Source organism: Sphingomonas ginkgonis, assembly GCF_003970925.1.
Classification (GTDB): domain Bacteria; phylum Pseudomonadota; class Alphaproteobacteria; order Sphingomonadales; family Sphingomonadaceae; genus Sphingomicrobium; species Sphingomicrobium ginkgonis.
Genome location: NZ_RWJF01000001.1, coordinates 2,252,253 through 2,271,416, shown reverse-complemented (window position 1 = coordinate 2,271,416; position 19,164 = coordinate 2,252,253). Strand labels below are relative to the sequence as shown.

Genomic DNA, 19,164 nt, shown 5'->3' with positions numbered 1-19,164 from the left:
GTAAACCGTACCTTCGACCTTCGAGCGTCTGCTTCCTGGCCGCGCGTTCCGAAAGCGGACCTTCAGCTTTCCACCAATCAGAGGCGCTCGCCTAGCCTGATCGGCTTCCACTCGCAGATTGCCCACTCAGGGTGGAAACAGTGGCAACATAACTCTTGCGACCGACATCTCCTAAAACTAGAACGAACCTTCTAATATAGGAGCCGCATACATGGAAAGCCGTCGCGAGGCCTTGAAGCTTTGGCTCGCCGGAGCCGTTGGGATGCCCGCGATGACCTCCCGCGCTGCCGCAGCATCGCTCAATGATGATTTGGCGTCGGCACAGGAAACCTCTTGCGGCCAGTCGGTCGTGCAATGGCCGCGCGGGATAGAAGGGCAGCGGAAGGCCGACCTGGGCGACGGTCGTTATCTGAACCCGGTGCTGGCTGGCGATTACCCTGATCCTTCCGTCCTGAAGGACGGGGACGACTATTACATGACGCACTCGTCGTTCGACGCATCGCCGGGTCTCCTCATCTGGCACTCGCGCGATCTCGTGAACTGGCGCCCGATCGGCCCCGCGCTCCGAAAGCCGCTCGGCACCTGTTTCGCCGTTGACATCGCCAAGCATGGCAACCGTTACTTCATCTACATCCCGTTCATGGCCGCCGCCTGGTCTAAGGGGCTGCGCAGCTTCGCCAACATTTACGTCATCCATGCTCCTTCCATGCATGGACCGTGGAGCGATCCGATCGATCTTGGAGTCACGGACCTGATCGATCCGGGTCACGTCGTTGGCGAGGATGGCGAGCGCTACCTTTTCTTCAACGATGGCAAGCGGGTCCGCCTGTCCCGCGACGGTCTGGCCACCGCGGGCCCGGTAGAGGCGGTGTACCAGGCCTGGCGCTATCCCGAGACCTGGATCACGGAGGCTTACGCTCCCGAGGGCCCGAAACTGTTCCGGCGCGGAGACTATTTCTACCTCGTCAATGCGGTTGGCGGAACCGGCGGCCCCCCAACCGGCCACATGGTCGTTGCCGCACGATCGAAGTCGATCAACGGACCCTGGGAACATTGCCCGCACAATCCGATCGTACGGACGACGACGGCGGAGGAACGCTGGTGGTCGCGCGGGCATGCGACCTGTGTCGAAGGACAGGACGGCCGCTGGTTCATGGTCTATCACGGGTTCGAGAACGGGTATCGAACGCTTGGTCGCCAGACCCTGCTGGAGCCGATCGAATGGACCCCTGACGGCTGGTTCCGGGCGACCGGCGCCGACCTCTCCCGTCCCTTGCGCAAGCCGTTGGGGTCAACGGTCCCGAACGGCCTCCAACGCTCGGACGACTTCGTCGATCTATCTCTAGGAACCCGCTGGAGCCTATATGCCAGTGCCCCTGGCGAAGCAGGCCGGGTCCGGACGCAGGCCGGCGCATTGTTGCTCGCGGGCAAGGGCGATGGCCCGCACAACTGCTCGCCGCTTACTCAGCAGGTGGGAGACCGCGCGTACGACGTCAGCGTGGACGTCGAGTTGGTGGGTGGTGCCGAAGCTGGGCTCGTCCTGTTCTTCAATGACCGGCTGTTCCTAGGCATGGGCATCGATGGCCAGCAGATGAGGAGCTATCGTGGCGGCAAGTTGAGCTACTGGCGTGAGCCCGCGCCCGCAACCCGTCGACTGCATATGCGGATCGTCAACAATCATCAGATCGTGACATTCTATTATAGCCTTGATGGCAAGACCTGGACCCGTCACGGCGTTCGGAGCGAGGTGTCCGGCTACAATGCGAACACCGTCGACGACTTGCTGAGCCTCCGTCCAGCGCTCTTCGCGGCCGGCAAAGGTGAGGCGCGGTTCAGGCGCTATCGTTATCGGGCGTTGAGCTGAGCCAGACGCGGCGGGAGCAGAATGACTCGCCCTGCGCGATGTTTGCGAAGCGTCGTAAGCAGCCCTCCGCGGCGAATTGAACGGATGGCAGGGAAGTGTCAGACTAACCAGAATTTGGTTCAAAGCTGCTTTCTGAGGTCAGGATCCGCATCGATCACGCTTGATCATAAGAGGGCAGGAAGCAGGTTATCTGGAGAACATCGCGCCCGTCGTCGCCCCACTAACCAGCTTGGAGAACGGCGATGTATTATTTCTGACAATGCCCAACGAAGCTATCGCCGTCGATGGCTGCGAGCACCAAGCCCTGCTCCCTGGCTTCGGCCGATTCCGTCTGCGGTTCAACCTCGTTAAACACATCCGTGTCCCGCCTGAGCTTTGACGTTCTTAGGCTGATGCTCGTTCATCCACGAACGGGTACAAGCGAGCGCTTCTCGTATTTGCCTGTCCTCTGGAGCACGAACGAATGAAACCGATGCGAAGAGACGCAAGCTTGCGCCGGGCTGCACTGATTAACGCCGCTTCCCAATGCTTCGCCGAGTCAGGTTTTGGCGTGCCACTTGAAGACATTGCTGTGCGTGCCGGGGTCGGTCGCGGTACGCTCTACCGAAATTTCAAAGATCGCATGGCCCTCGCCATCGCTATCTTCGAACATGAGGTCGACCTTATTGAGGAGCGGCTCGATCGAGACGGCACGGTCGAGCAGACGATCGCGGACATGGTCCGTCATGGTGCAGGCGCGTCGGCGCTCTTCTCGCGCCTAACATCTGAGATCTCGTTGGACGGGGACAATCTTGCAGCGTTCGACCGGCTGGGCGCCCGGCTCGAGAACCTGCTCCTTCCGTTGGTCGAAGGCGCTCAGGCACGCGGCGAGCTGCGCTTTGGCGTCACCCCGCAACAAGTCCTGCTGGCAATGCGGATGGTCAGCGGGTCGGTCCTGCCGAACATCCATCAGCGTGAAGTTGGCGAGCGGATCAACGAAGCTCTCGATTTGCTGATGCTTGGCCTTCGACCTCGTTAGCGCGATCGTACCTGGGCCGGCGGTGGTGTGCCCAGCTCCGTCCACCCAAGCCCCAAGCTCTTGTTCACCGCGATATAGCTGATCGTCAGCTGCGCCCGGGCCTGCGCCACGGCGCTTGCCGCAGACAGGCGCTGCCGCTCGACATCGAGCTGGTCGATTAGGCTGGTTGTTCCTGCCCGCAGCCGCTGGGCGTTAAGATTGGCCGCGCGCGACGCCGAAGCTTCCGCCTGGAGCAGTTGGGCAAGCTGAAGACGCAGAGTGCCAAATCGCGAAAGGCTGGTCTCGGCATCCTGGAGCGCTTCAAGTAACGCCTCGCGATATTGGGCCGAAGCTTGGTCGCGCTGCGCCTCCGACTGTCGGATCGAAGCGCGCGTGCGGCCGAAGTCGAGGAATGACCAGCTCAGCATCGGGGCAAGGATCGTCGATAGGTTGGACGGGTCGAGCACTGCGCCCGGCGTGCTCCCGCCAAGACCAAGGATGCCCATGAAGCGCAGGCTGGGATAGAGCTTTGCCGTGTTGACTCCGATTTGCGCGTTGCTCGCGGCCAGCGCTCGCTCGGCCGAGCGGATGTCGGGGCGTCGGGCGATGAGCGACGCGGGGTCGCCGATCGGCACCTTGGCCGGCGGAAGCGGGACGGGCGTGGCGCTAGTGAGGAGCGGGTCTAGGGCGCCCGGCGTTCGGCCGGTTAGGACCGCCAACTGGTTCAGATACTCATCCACCTGCGTCTTCAGTGGAATGTTCTGGGCTTGGGTCTGATCAAACTGAGTCTGCAATCGCTCCAGATCGAGCGTCGAGGCGGTACCCGCCTGAAAACGTTGCTTCGTCAGCGTGATCGCACGTTTCTGCAGTTCGCTGGATTGCGCATTCAAGCGTGACCGTTCCTGCGCATCGCGCAGATTGACGTAGGCTTGGGCGATCTGGGCGGCGAGGCTGACCTGGGCGTCGGCCAGATCGGCGAAGCGGCGGCCGACGTTGGCGCGGCTCTGCTCGACGCCGCGCCGTCCGCCGCCGAACAGGTCCGGCTCCCAGGACGCATTGGCGCCGACATTGTAAAAGGTCAGGGTCGACGAAGAGCCGCCCCCCTGAGCGGAACTACCCCCGCCAAGGCCCGTACCCGGCAGCTGCGCGCGTAGGTAAGTACCATTGGCGCTGATCGAGGGCAGCTGATTGGCCTGCTGCTGGGTCAGTTGCGAAGCCGCCTCACGGATGCGCGCCTGAGCCAGGTCAATGTTGGGGCTCTGGGCCAGTCCGTCGTCTACCAGCCTGGTCAGTAGCGGATCGTTGAGGCTTTCCCACCAGCGAGCGACACCCAGGTCTGCGCGAAACGACGGATCGCTGGCCCGAACGAAAGTGCCGCGCGCGACGGCGTCGGAAGCCGCGACAGGTGGACCCGCATAGTTCGGACCGACGGTGCAGCCAGCCAGCAACGCGCAAGCCGGAATTAGGAATACTTTCTCTCTCATCAATGCATCACCGCTGCAGGTGCAGCGTCCTTCGGGAATGGACGTAAGAACAGGACCAGGGGCAGGACGAGAAACGTCCCAATCCCCATGATCCAGAAGATGTCGTTGAACGCCATGACGAGCGCTTGGCCTTGCACCTGCTGGCTGATCAGCCGGAACGCGGCAGCATCACCGCCCACGGCCTGCGACACGCCGCTGACATAACTCTGTACCGCCGGCGAATTGGCGGTGAGGCCCTCTTCGATCCGGCGCGAGTGCAGCCACACGCGCCCCTCTTGGAGAATGGAAATGCCGGCCAGCGCGAAGCTGCCGCCGAGATTGCGTACGGCATTGAATAATCCGGAGGCGTCACCGGCATCTTCGGGCGGCACCGACCGGACCACCGCTTGGCTGAGGAACAGCATCCCCAGGATCTGCCCGACCCCGCGCAACAGCTGCGATACGGTGAAGTCGGCTCCCGCCGAGTCAATCGTTAGATGCGCATCCAGCAGGGCCGCCAATCCCATGATGAGGAGTCCGCCGGCGACCGCGATGCGAACGTCGACGGTACGCAGCAGGATGGGAACGATGGCCATCATGAACAGGCTGGGAATGCCTGAGAGCAGCACCACCTTGCCCGACTGAAGAGCGTTGTAATCGGCTACAGCGGCGAGAAACTGAGGGATGGCGTAGGAAGTGCCGTAGAGCACCACGCCAAGCACCATGCCCATCAGCGCGACCGAGCCGAACTGCCGATCCAGAAGCAGGCTGAGCTTGATCACCGGACGCTTCGCGCGGACCTGACCGACGAACAGCATCGTAAAACCCGCCGCCGAAACGAGAGCCATGCGCTGGATCAGCGCGGAGGCGAACCACAGTTCGCGCTGACCCTCTTCCAGGAGAACCGTCAGTCCACCCAGGCCGAGCGCCAAGCCCGCGATCCCGAGCCAGTCGGCCTGTGTAAGCAACGCAAGCTTAGCCTTATGGTGCGGCAGCCCGAGCAGCAGCAGCACGACCAGTCCGGCGCAGATCGGCAGATTGAGGAAAAAGGCGTAATGCCAGCTGAAGTTCTCGGTCAGCCAGCCGCCGATCAGCGGACCGATCACGGGCCCTAGGATGGCCGTGACGCCAAATAGAGCGATGCCGATGGGTTGCTGGCGACGAGGCAGGCGTGTGGCGATGATGGTCTGGGCCGTGGGGATCATCGCTCCGCCGGTGAATCCCTGACCAACACGGCCGATAATCATCATCGTGAGGCTGCTTGCGGTTCCGCAGACCATCGAGAAGATGGTGAACATTCCCGCCGCGATCAGCAGGAATGTCCGCAGGCCAAGCAGCCGCTCAAGCCAGGCGGCCAGCGGGATTATAACGATCTCGGCGACGAGATAGGCCGTTGCTACCCAGGTGCCTTCCGTACCGCTGGCGCCGATCTCGCCCTGGATCGTCGGCAGCGCCGAGTTGACGATCGAGATGTCGAGCGTTGCCATCAGCGCACCGAGCGTTCCCGCGGCGACGGCGAGCCAGGCGGCGGCGTCGGCCCGCGGCTCGGCGACTGGTCCTGCCGAGGCAGCACCTTGGCTTGAGCTTATCGCCTTGCTTGCCACTTAGCGCGCTGACCCGCTCAGCCTGTCTTGCTGCTCGCGAATGCGGTCAAGATCGCCTTTAGCCGACGTAGTGTCCACGGTGACGCTGACTGACAGGCCGGGTACCAGCAGGCGGCGCGCCTCGGGACCGGCCTGCAAGGCGATGCGGACCGGGACACGCTGCACGATCTTGGTAAAGTTGCCGGTCGCATTCTGCGGCGGCAGGATCGAGAACTGACCGCCGGTCCCGGGAGAAATGCTCAGAACCCGGCCTTGGAGCTCGACGCCGCCAAGTGCATCGATATGGATGGTCGCGGGCTGACCAGCGCGCATCAACGCTAGTTGAGTCTCCTTGAAGTTGGCCACGATGTAGAGGTTGTCCAGGGGCACGATCGACATCAGCCGCGTGCCGGCCTGCGCATACTGCCCGACAGTCACCGTCTTGTTGCCGACCCGACCGTTGATCGCGGCCCGGATCAGCGTTGCTCCGACATTCACATTGGCCGACTCGAGCTGCGCCTTCGCGCCGCGGCGCTGCGCTTCACTCTGCCCGATCTGTGCGCGGAAGCCGGCAACCTTGCGCTGTTGCACTAGCAGGGTGGCAGCCTGAGCGCGTGCATCCTGGGCTGACTGGAACGCCGTCGCACGAAGCTGCGCCAGTTGCTGCCGGGTTTCGGCGCCACTCGCTGCGAGCGGTGCATAGCGAGCGACTTCACCGGCGTCGTGCGCCGCCTTGGCGCGCGCGGCCGTCAGTTGCGCGCGAGCTTGCTCGATCATGGCATATTGCTCATCAATCGATGCCTGCGCGTTCTGGCTCCCCGCCGCCGCCTGGGCGATTTGCGCTTCCGCTTGCGAGGCCTGGGCCCGGAAATCGCGAGGATCAATTCGAAGTAATGGCTGTCCTTGGTGAACGTCCTGATTGTCGGCGACGAGCACGTCCGCGACATAGCCCGCGACGCGAGGCGCCACGGTGACCGCATCCGCCTGGACCTGCGCGTCATTCGTTTCCTGGAAATACTTTCCATATTCCTGATGACGAACATACCAAAACGCCACCGCAATCAACACGACGACACCGACAACCAGAAGGATCAACTTGGCTCGCTTGCTGATCTTCGGCGCGGCCGGCTCCCCTTCTGGCGAATGATCGTCAGCCGCAGGAGACGCCTCGCGATCATGATCGAGCTCGTTCTGGTTCATCTAATTTCCGGGCTGATGAGAGTGCACCGTAAATGGCGCAGCCCCCTTAACCGGACATAATGTCCGTTTCAAGGCTGCGGTTCGAATTCAGTTGATTGCCGCTTGAGCGGTAGGTGAGGGTCGAAAGCGGTCACCAGCAGCTTAGCTGCACGGAGGGCCGTATTTGTGGACCTACGGTTCAAAAGCGGACGGTCTGCATCCGGCCAGTTCCGGATCTCAGCGGCGCCAAAACAAACGTCCGCTATCGGGCACCAGCGATTCGAGCCCGAATGTCTGAGTGTGGGTCTGAGCTGTGCTACCGACCGCAGTGAACGAACGTCCGCTTTCGGGGCGCAGCAATCTTGGCCTAAACGTCAACAACTGGGTCTTTCCAGACGCCTAAAATGCCCGATGACCAGATTCCAGCTGTCCGGTGCCTTTGCTTCGCTATTCAATAAGGCCGATCACGGTTCCGACGGGGCATGTTTCGCCCGGCTGTCGAAGGATGCGGAGCGTGCCGCTCGCGGGAGCCTCCACTTCTGTCGCCGACTTGTCGGCCTCGAGCAGAAACAGCGGCTCACCGGCATTGACCGTCTGTCCGTCAAGGACCAGCCATTCAGCAATTTCCCCTTCGGTCATCGAGAAACCGATCTTCGGAAGTATGATCTCACTCGCCATTTGCATCAACTCCAGCATTATTTTGGGGAGCAGATCCAGATTGCACGTCCTCGAGGTTCACAAAGCCTTTCCGTGCCTGATCTCGCAGCCTGTGTTTCACGACCTTGCCGCTTGCCGTTCGCGGGAGCTCCGAGACCAGTTGGAAGAATTCGGGTGTTTTCTGACGCGCTAGGCCGCGGTGACGTGCTCCCCAAAGCTCTACCAGTCATAACTGGAGTCCGGGGTTGGTATGGTGCCCCTCGGGGCGGTGTTGCACAACCCGCTTGGCAGCATCGGCGGGCGTCAGCCCGCCAACACCGCTATGCGGCCGCACATGGTTGTAGTCGTCGCGCCAGAGCCGCAGTACCGAGCGGGCATGGCCGAGCGACACGAACAGCGTCTCGTTGAGGCATTCGTCATGCAGTCGGCCGTTGAAGCTCTCGACGTAGCCGTTCTGCTGCGGCTTGCCGGGTGCAATGTAGTGCCACTCGACCGGTCGTTCCTGCGTCCATCTCAGGACCGCCAGACTGGTCAGCTCGGTGCCATTGTCGCTGACGATCATCAGCGGCGGTACGCCCCTGGCAGCGATGATGGCGTCGAGCTCTCGAGCGACGCGTGCGCCTGACAGCGAGGTGTCGACCACCAGCGCCAGGCATTCCCGCGTGAAGTCGTCGACTACCGCCAGGATACGGATGCGCCGGCCGCTGATCAGCGTGTCGCTAACGAAGTCGAGGCTCCAGCGCTGGTTCGGTCCCTGTGGCAGCGTCATGGGTGCTCGGGTGCCCATCGCTCGCTTCCGTCCGCGACGGCGCCTGACCCGCAGGTTCTCCTCGCGGTACAGCCGCAGCAGCTTCTTGTGGTTCATGACCAGCCCCTCGCGGGCCAGCATGATCCCCAGTCGCCGGTAGCCGAAGCGCCGACGTTCCGCCGCGATCTCACGCAGCCGCGACCGCAGGTCGCCATCATCACTATGCCGGGGCGCGTAGCGCACCGACGTTCGATCTACGCCGAAGATGGTACACGCCCGACGCTCGCTGATGCCGAACAGCTGCCGAGCATGCTCGACAGCCTTCCGCTGAGCGGCAGGCCTCACCAATTTTTTGCCGCGACTTCCTTCAGCACGGCATTGTCGAGCATGGCGTCAGCCAGCAGCCGTTTGAGCCGGCCGTTCTCCTCCTCGAGCACCTTCAGCTTGCGCGCCTGCGACACGTCCATGCCGCCGTACTTCGCCTTCCACGCGTACAGCGTCGCGCTGCTGATCCCGTGCTTGCGACACACATCGGCGGTCTTCATCCCGCCCTCCTGCTCGCGCAGCACCGCGATGATCTGCTCCTCGCTGAACCTGGTCTTCTTCACGTCCGTCTCCTCACGAAGGCGGACTCTAGCTCAAACTGGCAGAGTTTCAGGGGAGCACGTCAAATGCTGCACGTAAAGCAGATGGAAATCAGCGTGGCTTTCTTCGAAGGCCTAGGAGGTGAGTTACTGTTCGGAAGCCGCGATGGCGATTGGTGTCTTGTGCGGTTCGGAAACACATCTCTCAGTTTGCTGGCTCATCCACCAAGCGAGGACAATCCTGAGCCACTGGAATTGCAGTTCACCAGTGACACGAAGCTCGAAGGAGATCGAGCAGCACCTTCGGTCAATCGACCCGAAGCTCATCCACCGTGGCACCGGCGACGAAGCATTTGGCCGCATGCTGCAGCTGCGCACTCCTGATGGGCTTGTCAAGGTGATCGAGCTACAACGAGACCTGATTGAGTGATTGCGAACAACACTTTCGCATCCTGAGATTTTCACGCGTGACCGGTTTAGTCGAACGATCTGCAAGGTAGGGCACGCTCGCCCACGCGTTTCGTATCATTAGCTTCAATGCTCGCAAGCATTTTAAAACCTCGCTGGAGCAAGAACGGCAAAACATTCACCAGCCATCGCTCTCAAGGCCAAGGCTCGTCAAACGGAGACGAGTGCTGATTAGTCTGACAGCACCGTCAAATGCGGCATTAGCGTATTTTTTCGTGGCGGAATATGGCGCCTCGCCAGGTCTGCGAGCGACAGCTCGTGGGGACTTTGCTGCCTGACAGCTTTCAAGATCGAACTCGTCGAAAGCGGCCACCGCGCCACCGCAGGCGATGTCACAACCGTTCGGTTTTGCCGCTAATTCGGTAAGGCCGATTCAGACCATCTCAGACCTAAAAAACTTCCCGAGACCGATTGGGAATCTGCCGCTTGGCTTGAGCGACCGCGTCTTTGAGGTTGCTGTAGCGAAACGCCCTGACGCTGAAGGAGTCGACCGGTTGGCGCACAATCCCGAGCTGCCGCATTTCGACCAGTTCCGCCTCGGTAAGTAGCGGTAGCCCCCGCTCGGGATCGACGCTCACGAGGAGCCCTCCGGAACACCGGCATGCGACGGGTCGGCTAAGCGCGCTCGATCTTGCCTCTGGAAGCGGCTGCGGTTTTGAAAGGCCTTCGCGCTGACCTTGCCGTCCGCGAACTGAGACGCCAGCAGGCGCTCGTTTCGTTCGACAGCCCTGACCAATGCGCTGAAAAGGTTATCTGGGTCTCGCGTAGCATCCGCTAGTAATCGTACGTTCGGTGAGGCGTCGCGATCTCGCGAGGTGTCGCGCTCCGGCGGGGTGGGCGTGTGCTGCCTTACATACGCTTCACCCTCACGAACCGATCGTGCGGGACGCTCAGCAGCAGGCCCATGATCGTGCTCCAGCACGGTCTTATAGGCGAGCGGCGCATTGGGGGTCTGAACCACATATCCCCGAACTGCGAGGTCTTCATCGGCTAGAACAACTCCCCCGTCGTCGTCCCACCGAGCGGCACTGTCCCTGTCCCTACAGTGGGAGCGAAGCTGAGCGGGCTGCCTGTGCGGAAACGTACTGCCGGCAAGAAGCAGCCGGTAAGCCTTCGCCAGACCGCGATGGGATGCGCGTGCGCTCGAAGAGGTTGCTATGCGGGCATTGTGGAGCGACGTCTGCTCGCGGCCAAGGATATAGTTGATGTCCATGCGCTCTGCTCCTTGAAGCGGGAGCGCGATGTCTCTCAGCCGCGCGGTGCTCGGGCAGAAAGCGCGATAGCCATAACATGGGGTGGGCGCTCGCCCAGTGCAAGGGGAGCTACCGAGGGACCATTTATCTGAACGCAGCCGGGGTCTGAAATCCCGGTTCAATCGTCGCCGAGGGTGCGGCGGACCTGCTGCTCTTCGAGGTCCAACTCCTCGCCAAGTTCACGGTGCGCATCATGGTCGATCTGATCCGTTTTCTCCTTGAGCTCGCGGCGCGCTGCTTCGATCGCGACGAGGCGCATCCTTTGCTGCGCCCCGAGCTGACCGCTCTTGGTCTCAAGATCCTGACCTGCGACGCTCGCGCGCTCGGCGCGCACTTTGTACTCATCGAGAAGTTCGGCGGCGGCACCTGTGTTGCTAGGACCATCCTTGTCGGACTGGCGTTGGACTGCGCCAAGCGCAGCGGTTGCTAGTTCCGCGCGAGCTTGCGTCATTTCCGGCTCCGGGAGCAAGGTATCATCCTCTTGAAGCCCGAGCCGGCGGACCACCACGCCCAAGGTTGTGCCCTGCACGATCAGCGTGGCAAGGATCGCGCAGAATGCCAGAAAGACGATGATGTCGCGGCCGGGAAAACGGAGCGGGAGCGCCAACGCTGCTGCCAGGCTCACCACGCCCCGCATGCCTGCCCATGACAGCACGACCGCATGGCTCCAAGGCGGCAAAGGGTCCTGCTCACGGACCCGTCGCGACAGGACGCGGGGTAGCCACACCGCGGGGAAAACCCAGATGAAGCGGGCGATGATCAGGGTGGCAGAGACAGCGCCACCCAACCAGAGAAGCGTCAGCAGGTCGTAGTTGTCCAAGCGCCCGATGATTCCGCGGAGCTGGAGCCCAATCAGCATGAAGATGATTGCTGTGAGTAGGAATTCGACGAAGCCCCATACCGCCGCAAGTCCGAGCCGGCTTTCGCCGGTGAACTCCGCATGCTGGCGGCGGCCGAGCACGAGGCCGCAGGCCACGGCTGCGAGAACGCCGGAGGCATGGAACTGCTCGGCCAGGAGATACGCTACAAAGCCCGCGAGGAGGCTGACCGTGATATCGAGCATCGTGTCTTGGAGCAGGACGAAGACCCACATTGCCGCGCGCCCGACGAGCCAACCTGCAAGCGCACCACCGATTGCTACGCCGAAGAACTGGAGAACACCGTCGCCGAAATTGGACGTGCCGGCGAGCACCGCCGCCACGGCGAAGCGGTAGAGGACCAGCGCCGACGCGTCGTTGATCAGGCTTTCGCCCTCTAGAACGGTGACGATCCGCTTGGGCAACCGAACCTGCTCGAGCACGGCGGCGGCCGCGACAGCATCGGGGGGCGCTACGATCGCGCCCAGCGTGATGACCGCCCACCAGGGCAGCTCGGGCACCAGCATCTTGGCGACGATCGTGACGGCGGCGGCCGTGAAGAAGACGGCGCCGACGGCGAGCAGGAAGATCGGCCGCAGGTTGAAGCGGAAGGCCGCCCAGTCCGTCCGGTAGGCGCTGGCCTGAAGCAGTGGCGGCAGAAAGAGCGCGAGCGCAAGTTCGGGGTCCATCTCTACCGTCCCTATGCCGGGAACGAACGCAAGCCCGATACCACCAAGCACGAGCATGACCGCCGTCGGCAGACGAAGCCTTTGGGCAACGAAGGCCAGTGCAACCGAAGCCGCGACGAGGACGAGCAGAAGCTCGAATGTGTGCAAGGCCGGCGCTTTCACTTGGAGGTTACCAGAATTACCCGGCAACTTGTCGTCAACCGCTCGGGCTAGACGTCGTTCCAGATCCAGTGAGTCGATCGGCGTGCTCGCCTAGCCCGCCGAAGCGCTCAGTCGTTCGATGCTGGTGAAGCTATCCGCGGTAATTTGCCGGGGACGGGAGCATCCACCGCAAGGGTTATCACGGTGAAGAGGAGAGCGCCTTGCTGGTTGGTTACTTCAACCCGCCACTGCCCCTTCTTCCAAAGCGATTCCGGGGAGTGCTTCAACGTCTCGCCCGCGAACGCCACTGCCGCGATCTGAGCGGCAGCATCATCCTCAAGCATCGTACCTTCCAGGTCAGGGTCGCGCGCACCATCGGCCCAATGAAAGAAATAACGTGGCACGCTGCGCTCTGCTCGGAGGGGGAGAGCGCGATGGTCTCTCAGCCGCCGACGCCTCAAATTCGTGCCTGCGATGCGGCCAACTATCATGCCGCAATTGGCAAAGCACTGGTAAAGATCACCTTTATTCATCCGACTTCGTCGCAGGCCGCCTTCGGCTTTGATCGCCGTCGCCGCCGAAGTCTGCTGGACTTTACCCGGCCGCGCCGTCGAGTTCTGAGCGCTTTATCGCTTGGGCCAACTTAGCTCGGTTCAGTCTTGCGACCTCCCGGACTTCGCGCGCCCGCCCGGCTTCGCCCTGCTTGCTCCACGCTCGGGCAGCTTGCTCCGCGGCAACCTTGACGAGCGGGAACTTGGTGGAAGCCGCTAGTTCTGATTGTCGCGCCTCTTGCGCTTCGCAAGTGCCTGATGACGGCTGCATGCTCGGTCCTTCCGTGAGCAAGCCAGTCTTCCTGGAGACGGCAGGAATTTGGCGCGTGTGACAATCGACAACGAAGGATTAACTCGGATGCCCGCGACGTTTATGGTCAAGCTTTGGCAATGCCGTTCATCGAGGGATTGGCCGCGATCGTCTTCGCGGGACCCTCCTTCTTGGGCTTGCGGGCTTCCTTGTTGCCCTTCTTCTGACCTTTGGCCATGTCGATCACCTCACATTAGCGGGAAAAGGGCGGGCTGGCTCAGCGGCCACGATGAGGCGGCCGCAAGGCCGCGATCGGGGTTCTCGCTCGTGCCTTGGAGCAGCTTGGCGGAAGCCGCTTCTAGACGGCGTTATCGCTACGCTCGGGTCGCGCAGCTAAGGCAGCCCAGGCGCCGGATGCGCGTTGGCATCGCTCTTTCACGTTCTGCAGCGTGGCCGCATCCGCGGCCACCTGCTGTTGTTCGGCTTGCTGCCGGTAGAAAAGCAATGGCGACATGATAGCTCCCGAAGCACGAGGAAAGGGCGGAGGCACAGCAGCACCCCCGCCGATCAGGTCGTCAGGCAGCTTGCAGGTTCACTGCCGAGGTCTTGCCGCGACGGTCGGTCTCCATTTCGTAGGAGACGCGCTGATCCTTATCGAGCGTCCGCATGCCCGCGCGCTCGACGGCGCTGATATGGACGAAGGCATCGTTGCCGCCGCTCTCGGGCGCGATGAAGCCATAGCCCTTGTCGATGTTGAAGAATTTGACGGTTCCGGTGATCATTTGGATGTCCTTTGTCCATGCGTGTCGGGCACGCGCCGACATCGGCGCATCCCGGCTTCGTGAGGCTAGTAAGGGACAAAGGGGGAGCCTTTAGCGGCCCGATATCCGTCGCAGGCGACGTCAGCCCCAGTGATATGGACGCTCACCTGGCAAAAGATAGGCCTCGGCGGAGAAGCCGGCACATATATTTCGCATGGCCGTTTTTCGATGTTGTAACCGCGACAACAAATAACGGTTTCAAGGGCTCTGTCAGAGCAAATCCACCCTCCGGTAAGAGAGGCGAGGGTAGGGGAGGCGGATGCCTCGCCGACGTGTCCCTGCCAGCCCGTTCCGCTACTTCAAGACCTCGCCCGAGGTGATCCGCCTCGCCGTGATGATGTACGTCCGCTATCCGCTCAGCCTTCGGAACGTCGAGGATCTGCTGCACGAGCGCGGCATCGACATCTGCCATGAGACGGTCCGCTACTGGTGGAACCGCTTTGGCCGGCTGTTCGCCGCCGACATCCGCCGCCAGCGGGTGAGCCGCATGCGGGGCTTTCGCCAGTGGCGCTGGCACCTGGATGAGATGTACGTGAAGGTGAATGGTGAGATGCGCTACCTGTGGCGTGCGGTCGATCACGAGGGCGAGGTGCTCGAGAGCTTTGTCACCAAGGAGCGGGACAAGGGAGCAGCGCTCCGGTTTGTAAAGAAGGCGCTGAAGCGCCACGGCTCGCCCGAGGCGATCACCACCGATGGACTGCGCTCCTACAAGGCCGCCATGAGCGCGCTGGGAAACATCGCCAAGCAGGACGTCGGCCGCTGGGCGAATAACCGGGTGGAGAACAGCCACCTGGCGTTCCGACGACGAGAACGAGCGATGCTCAGGTTTCGGCAGATGAAGAGCTTACAGAAGTTCGCTTCCATCCACGCCAACCTTCACAACCACTTCAACGCCGAACGTCACCTCGTCAGCCGATCCGATTTCAAGCTTCGCCGCTCGGCCGCCCTGGCCGAGTGGCAGGGGCTTGTGGGGTAGGGCTGAGCATCAAAGACCCAGCTGCGCGCAGCAGAGACGCTTTCGCTTTTGTCTGACACCTCCGACCGGAGGGTAGCTATCGCCGAAAGGTTGAGGTTAGCACCTTTTCGAACTCGGCTTTGCTGAAGGGCTTACCGATGCGAGGGGCTGCGCTCAGCGTTTCAGTGGCAAGCTCGAGCCGTCCATAGCCCGTCACCACAACGAACGGCACCGATCGCGCATTGAGAAAATCCGCAAGCGGCGCGCTGCTGATGCCGTTCAGATTGGCATCGAGCAGCACCCCGTCCAGTCGTTCGGCTTCCATCAACTCCAGCGCCTTATCGACTGTTGCGACCGGCCCGACGACCTCGCACCCACAATTCTCCAGCAGCATTTCGAGATGAGTCGCGACCATATATTCATCCTCGACGATGAGCAGCCGCAAACCGGAGAGGGGGCCGTGGTCGGCCATCAGGCGCTCGCTCCGCCTGGAAGCGTCTCATCGTCGACCGGCATGGACGCCAGCTTCAGCGGGAAATCAAGACGAGCGCGAAGCCCACTTTGCTGGAACGTCAGCTTGGCGTCGCCCTGAAGCTCATAGCTGATACTCTGCTCGATGAAGCGCGTCCCCTGTCCACGCCGGGTGGGCTTCTCCACGGTTGGACCACCGCTCTCCACCCATTCGAGTACAATGCGATCCGGCTCGCCCAACTCCAGGTGGCTGGCGATACGCACATGACCTTCCGGCCTGGAGAGCGCGCCGTATTTGACGGCGTTGGTCGCAAGTTCGTGGACGATCATCGCCAGCGATACGCTCGCCGCCGGATTAAGATCAAGGTCGAGTCCATCCTCAATGACGACCTGTCCGGGCGAGCCAAAGGGTTTCATTGAGCGAGCCATGACCTCGCCCAGCTTCACGCCTTTCCAGCTTCCTTCGATCACAGCATCGTTGGCGCCAGCCAGGGCCTGTAATCGTCCTTGGAACGCCTGATCGAATGCCTCCGGGGACGAACTGTGACGGCGGGTTTGCGCGGCGATCGACTGCACGACGGTGAGCATGTTTTTCACGCGGTGGCTCAGTTCGCCGACAAGCAGGTCCTGATGTCGCGTTGCTTCCTTGCGCTCGGTGATGTCCTCGATCGCTAGCAGGATCAGCTCGGGCCTGCGGGCGTCTCCGGAGATCCGGCGGGCGTTAAGTAAAAGGCACCGGCTGCCGAGCCCCGGTACGGTAAGTTCGACCTCAAACCCATTGATCTGCCTCTGCGCTGGAATCATCTCCTCCAGCAGGCGGCGTAGATCGGGGATATTCCACCGGCCTTCGCCCAGATAATAGACGAGTTGCCCTTCGGCATCGGCCGGGACAGTCTGAAACAGCTTGTAGAATGCCGGGTTCGCCGATTGAAGGCGAAGGTCGGCGCCAAGCACCAGCAACGGATCGCGGACGGTTTCAATGATCGCCTCGGCATAGTCGCGCGCCTCGGCAGTCTCGGCCTGCGTCGCCTTCAGGTCCGTAATGTCGATGAAGGTGGCTACCGCGCCCCCGATGCGGTTGTCGCGGGTGCGATAGGGGAGAACGCGCAAACGATAGTCGCGGCCGTTGTCGGCCCGAATCTCCTGCTCTGACGTCGCCAGCTTCTCGACTGCGGCTTTCGCCTTTTCGACCAAATCGCCGTCGGCGAACTTCTGGGAAAAGTTCGCGATAGGACGACCGGTATCGCCTTCGATCAGATCGAACAGCGCCTGCACGGCAGGGGTAAACCATTTGATCCGCATCGCCGTATCGAGAAAAATCGTGGCGACATCATTGCCCATCAGCAGGTTGCGAAGATCGTCACCGGTCTCCTCCAGCTCGATGACTTTCCGTTCGAGTTGGGAATTGACGGTGTCCAGCTCTTCATTGAGCGACTGCAGCTCTTCTTTGGAGGATTCCAGCTCCTCATTGGTCGCCTGCAACTCTTCGTTGACGCTGGTAATCTCTTCGTTAGCGGCGGTCAGCTCCTCGTTCGTGGTCTCGAGCTGCTCCACGGTTCCGCGCATCTCCTCGCGCGCGGCGCGAAGCTCTTCCTCCATGTCGCGCTCTGGCGCTGCCGCTCGGGGCGGCATGTCGGCGTGGTCCGTAACGGCGGGAACGTCCGCGTCATTGTCAAAAGCGAAGCTCACCAGGACCAGCTCGCCGGCGTCCTTGCCGTTGACGACCCGGTTGGCAGTCACGCGAACCGACCCCGTCTTCCTGCCGCGCTTGATATTGCCACGCAGCACGGCGGTTTCGCGGCTTTCGAGCGCCTGTCGCACCGCGCTGCGAATGGTCAGCCGCAAACCCTCACGCGCCAGCGCCAGCAGATCCAGCGTCGGCGCGCCGGACGGCTGTGCCAGAAACTCGTCGGTGTTTCCGTGGAAATGGAGCACCCGATAATTCCGGTCGACCAGCACCGACGCGGGCGCAAAATTCGAGAGCAAAGATGCGGTCGCGATGTCCGCCAGCTTTGGCGGTGGCACCGGCGTCGCGATCAGATCGGCTCGCTTCGGCCAATTGGCGAAGTCGATCGCCGCCGACCTCGCGGGCCCGATCCGCCGATAGATGCGCCAGCGCTTTGATATCGGTTGGAAGAGATAGTCCCGCTCGCCGATCGTCTCCGCGCTTCCGAGAAACAGATAGCCGCCTTTGCGTAGCGCGAAATGGGCCAGCGCCAGCACTTGCTCCTGCGCTTTCGGCTCGAGATAGATCAGCAGGTTGCGGCAGCTCACCAGGTCCATCTTGGAATAGGGCGGGTCCTGCAACAGGTTCTGCGGCGCGAACAGCACTGTCTCCCGGATCGCGGGCTTGATCCGGTATGTGTCGTCGGCACCCTTGTCGAAGAAGCGCGCGAGACGCTCGGCCGACAGGCTCTCGACCATGCTGGCTGGAAAGAGCGCCTTGCGCGCCGCGTTGAGATTATAGTCGCCCGCATCCGTGGCGAATATCTTGACGCCGAGCCCTTTTTTCGATGCCTCGACACGCTCCGACAGTAGCATGGCGATCGTGTAGGCTTCCTCGCCCGTAGAGCAGGCCGGCACCCACACGCGGAGAATGGCATTGTGCTCGGCCTTGTCGACGAGCGGCTTGATGACATTCTCGTCGAGCGCAGCCCAGGCATCCGTATCGCGGAACAGCGCGGTGACGTTGATCATCAAGTCCTTGCCGAGCGCCACCACTTCACCGGGATCGGCACGGAGAAACGTCAGATAGTCGTCCAGCTTCTCCATGCGCGCGAGGCTCATGCGACGGCTGATGCGGCGCGCGAGCGTGTTGCGCTTGTACTGACGGAAATCGTGGCCGGTCGCGACCTGAAGGAAGGCCAGGACATCGGGCAGATCAGTAGAGGAACCATCGCCGATCGCGTCCGGGCTACGATTGGCGATATGACTGTGGTGAATATAGCTGATCAGCGCCTCAGGCATCCGCTCGGGCGCCAGCACATAGTCGATCGCATCGGATGCGATCGCATGGCGCGGCATGCTGTCGAACCGCGCGGTTTCAGGATCTTGCGCGATGGCCATGCCGCCGGCCTGCTTGATATCCTGCAGGCCGGCGGTCCCGTTGCTCCCCGCACCGGACAGAATGATCGCGATCGCCTTTTGCTTCTGATCCTCGGCAAGAGAGGTGAAGAAGCGATCGATCGGGTGACGATGACCGCGCGGCTCCTCCGGTTCGACCAGATGCAGCACGCCGCCTTGGATCAACAAGGTCTTCGCCGGCGCGATGACATGAACGCGGTTGGGCTCGACCGGCATCCCGTCTTCGACCTGCACGACGGGCATCGTCGTCTCGCGGCCGAGCAGGTCGGCCAACATGCTGTTGCGGGTCGGGTCGAGGTGCTGGACGAGAACGAACGCCATCCCGCTGTCCGCTGGCATCGCCCTGAAGAAGGCCGTCGCGACTTCGAGACCACCCGCCGACATACCGATGCCGACGACCGGAAAGCCACCACCATGTCCCGCTGCCGGGTCGTTCGCGGACGGCTGATCAGAAGGAGCAGCTTTCGAGGCAGAAGCTCGCGATCCGCCCGGAGTGGGCTTGCCCGAGGCTTTGTCGCTATTCGCCACCGATTTCTCCGCACGCTACGT

General features: G+C 62.2%; 16 protein-coding genes. 4 read left to right on the top strand and 12 right to left on the bottom strand.

Translation table 11 applies throughout. The features are described 5' to 3' along the window. Positions 1 to 211 precede the first annotated feature (211 nt). Positions 212 to 1,864 (top strand): family 43 glycosylhydrolase, encoded by a 1,653-nt coding sequence (locus tag HMF7854_RS11070; protein ID WP_126719145.1) that lies wholly within the window; start codon positions 212 to 214, stop codon positions 1,862 to 1,864. Between the two features lie 463 nt (positions 1,865 to 2,327). After that, a complete protein-coding gene (locus HMF7854_RS11065) occupies positions 2,328 to 2,882 on the top strand; it encodes a TetR/AcrR family transcriptional regulator (RefSeq protein ID WP_126719144.1) in 555 nt (184 codons plus the stop codon). Here the strand turns inward: HMF7854_RS11065 and HMF7854_RS11060 are convergent. The 5 genes from HMF7854_RS11060 to HMF7854_RS11040 all read right to left on the bottom strand — a co-directional run bounded on the left by HMF7854_RS11060 (position 2,879) and on the right by HMF7854_RS11040 (position 9,099). Then, on the bottom strand, positions 2,879 to 4,345 hold the full coding sequence (locus HMF7854_RS11060; protein ID WP_126719143.1) for an efflux transporter outer membrane subunit: 1,467 nt from the start codon (positions 4,343 to 4,345) through the stop codon (positions 2,879 to 2,881). The genes HMF7854_RS11065 and HMF7854_RS11060 overlap by 4 nt on opposite strands. Then, positions 4,345 to 5,928 (bottom strand): MDR family MFS transporter, encoded by a 1,584-nt coding sequence (locus HMF7854_RS11055; protein ID WP_126719142.1) that lies wholly within the window; start codon positions 5,926 to 5,928, stop codon positions 4,345 to 4,347. The genes HMF7854_RS11060 and HMF7854_RS11055 overlap by 1 nt, the downstream gene beginning before the upstream one ends. After that, on the bottom strand, positions 5,929 to 7,107 hold the full coding sequence (locus HMF7854_RS11050; RefSeq protein WP_126719141.1) for an HlyD family secretion protein: 1,179 nt from the start codon (positions 7,105 to 7,107) through the stop codon (positions 5,929 to 5,931). Between the two features lie 426 nt (positions 7,108 to 7,533). Then, positions 7,534 to 7,782 (bottom strand): biotin/lipoyl-containing protein, encoded by a 249-nt coding sequence (locus HMF7854_RS11045; protein ID WP_420822362.1) that lies wholly within the window; start codon positions 7,780 to 7,782, stop codon positions 7,534 to 7,536. Between the two features lie 187 nt (positions 7,783 to 7,969). Then, positions 7,970 to 9,099 (bottom strand): IS3 family transposase gene (locus HMF7854_RS11040; RefSeq protein ID WP_126719140.1). Its coding sequence is split into 2 segments (ribosomal slippage): positions 7,970 to 8,847 and positions 8,847 to 9,099, totalling 1,131 coding nucleotides; the frame shifts between segments, so codons are not numbered across the junction. 142 nt (positions 9,100 to 9,241) lie between these two features. Here HMF7854_RS11040 and HMF7854_RS11035 point away from each other — a divergent pair. Next, a complete protein-coding gene (locus HMF7854_RS11035; protein ID WP_126719139.1) occupies positions 9,242 to 9,505 on the top strand; it encodes a hypothetical protein in 264 nt (87 codons plus the stop codon). Positions 9,506 to 9,932: 427 nt separating this feature from the next. Here the strand turns inward: HMF7854_RS11035 and HMF7854_RS11030 are convergent, their stop codons facing one another. The 5 genes from HMF7854_RS11030 to HMF7854_RS11010 form a co-directional block, all read right to left on the bottom strand. Next, on the bottom strand, positions 9,933 to 10,121 hold the full coding sequence (locus tag HMF7854_RS11030) for a hypothetical protein (protein WP_126719138.1): 189 nt from the start codon (positions 10,119 to 10,121) through the stop codon (positions 9,933 to 9,935). Next, a complete protein-coding gene (locus HMF7854_RS11025) occupies positions 10,118 to 10,756 on the bottom strand; it encodes a hypothetical protein (protein ID WP_126719137.1) in 639 nt (212 codons plus the stop codon). The genes HMF7854_RS11030 and HMF7854_RS11025 overlap by 4 nt, the downstream gene beginning before the upstream one ends. Positions 10,757 to 10,914: 158 nt before the next feature. Beyond that, on the bottom strand, positions 10,915 to 12,489 hold the full coding sequence (locus HMF7854_RS11020; RefSeq protein WP_185829256.1) for a Na+/H+ antiporter: 1,575 nt from the start codon (positions 12,487 to 12,489) through the stop codon (positions 10,915 to 10,917). A gap of 122 nt (positions 12,490 to 12,611) precedes the next feature. After that, positions 12,612 to 12,827, bottom strand: a complete 216-nt coding sequence (locus tag HMF7854_RS16280; RefSeq protein WP_420822376.1) for a DUF6894 family protein — start codon at positions 12,825 to 12,827, stop codon at positions 12,612 to 12,614. A 1,032-nt stretch (positions 12,828 to 13,859) separates the two neighbouring features. Beyond that, on the bottom strand, positions 13,860 to 14,066 hold the full coding sequence (locus HMF7854_RS11010; RefSeq protein WP_126719134.1) for a cold-shock protein: 207 nt from the start codon (positions 14,064 to 14,066) through the stop codon (positions 13,860 to 13,862). A gap of 298 nt (positions 14,067 to 14,364) precedes the next feature. Here HMF7854_RS11010 and HMF7854_RS11005 point away from each other — a divergent pair, with 298 nt between their 5' ends. Continuing rightward, on the top strand, positions 14,365 to 15,081 hold the full coding sequence (locus HMF7854_RS11005) for an IS6 family transposase (protein WP_126719133.1): 717 nt from the start codon (positions 14,365 to 14,367) through the stop codon (positions 15,079 to 15,081). Positions 15,082 to 15,157: 76 nt separating this feature from the next. On the opposite strand, the gene HMF7854_RS11000 is transcribed toward HMF7854_RS11005, so the two are convergent. Further along, entirely contained in the window at positions 15,158 to 15,532 is a 375-nt protein-coding gene (locus HMF7854_RS11000; protein ID WP_126719132.1) for a response regulator, read from the bottom strand. Beyond that, positions 15,532 to 19,143 carry a chemotaxis protein CheB gene (locus tag HMF7854_RS10995; RefSeq protein WP_126719131.1) on the bottom strand — a complete coding sequence of 1,204 codons (3,612 nt, stop codon included), beginning with the start codon at positions 19,141 to 19,143 and terminating at the stop codon, positions 15,532 to 15,534. The genes HMF7854_RS11000 and HMF7854_RS10995 overlap by 1 nt, the downstream gene beginning before the upstream one ends. Between the last annotated feature and the right edge of the window lie 21 nt (positions 19,144 to 19,164).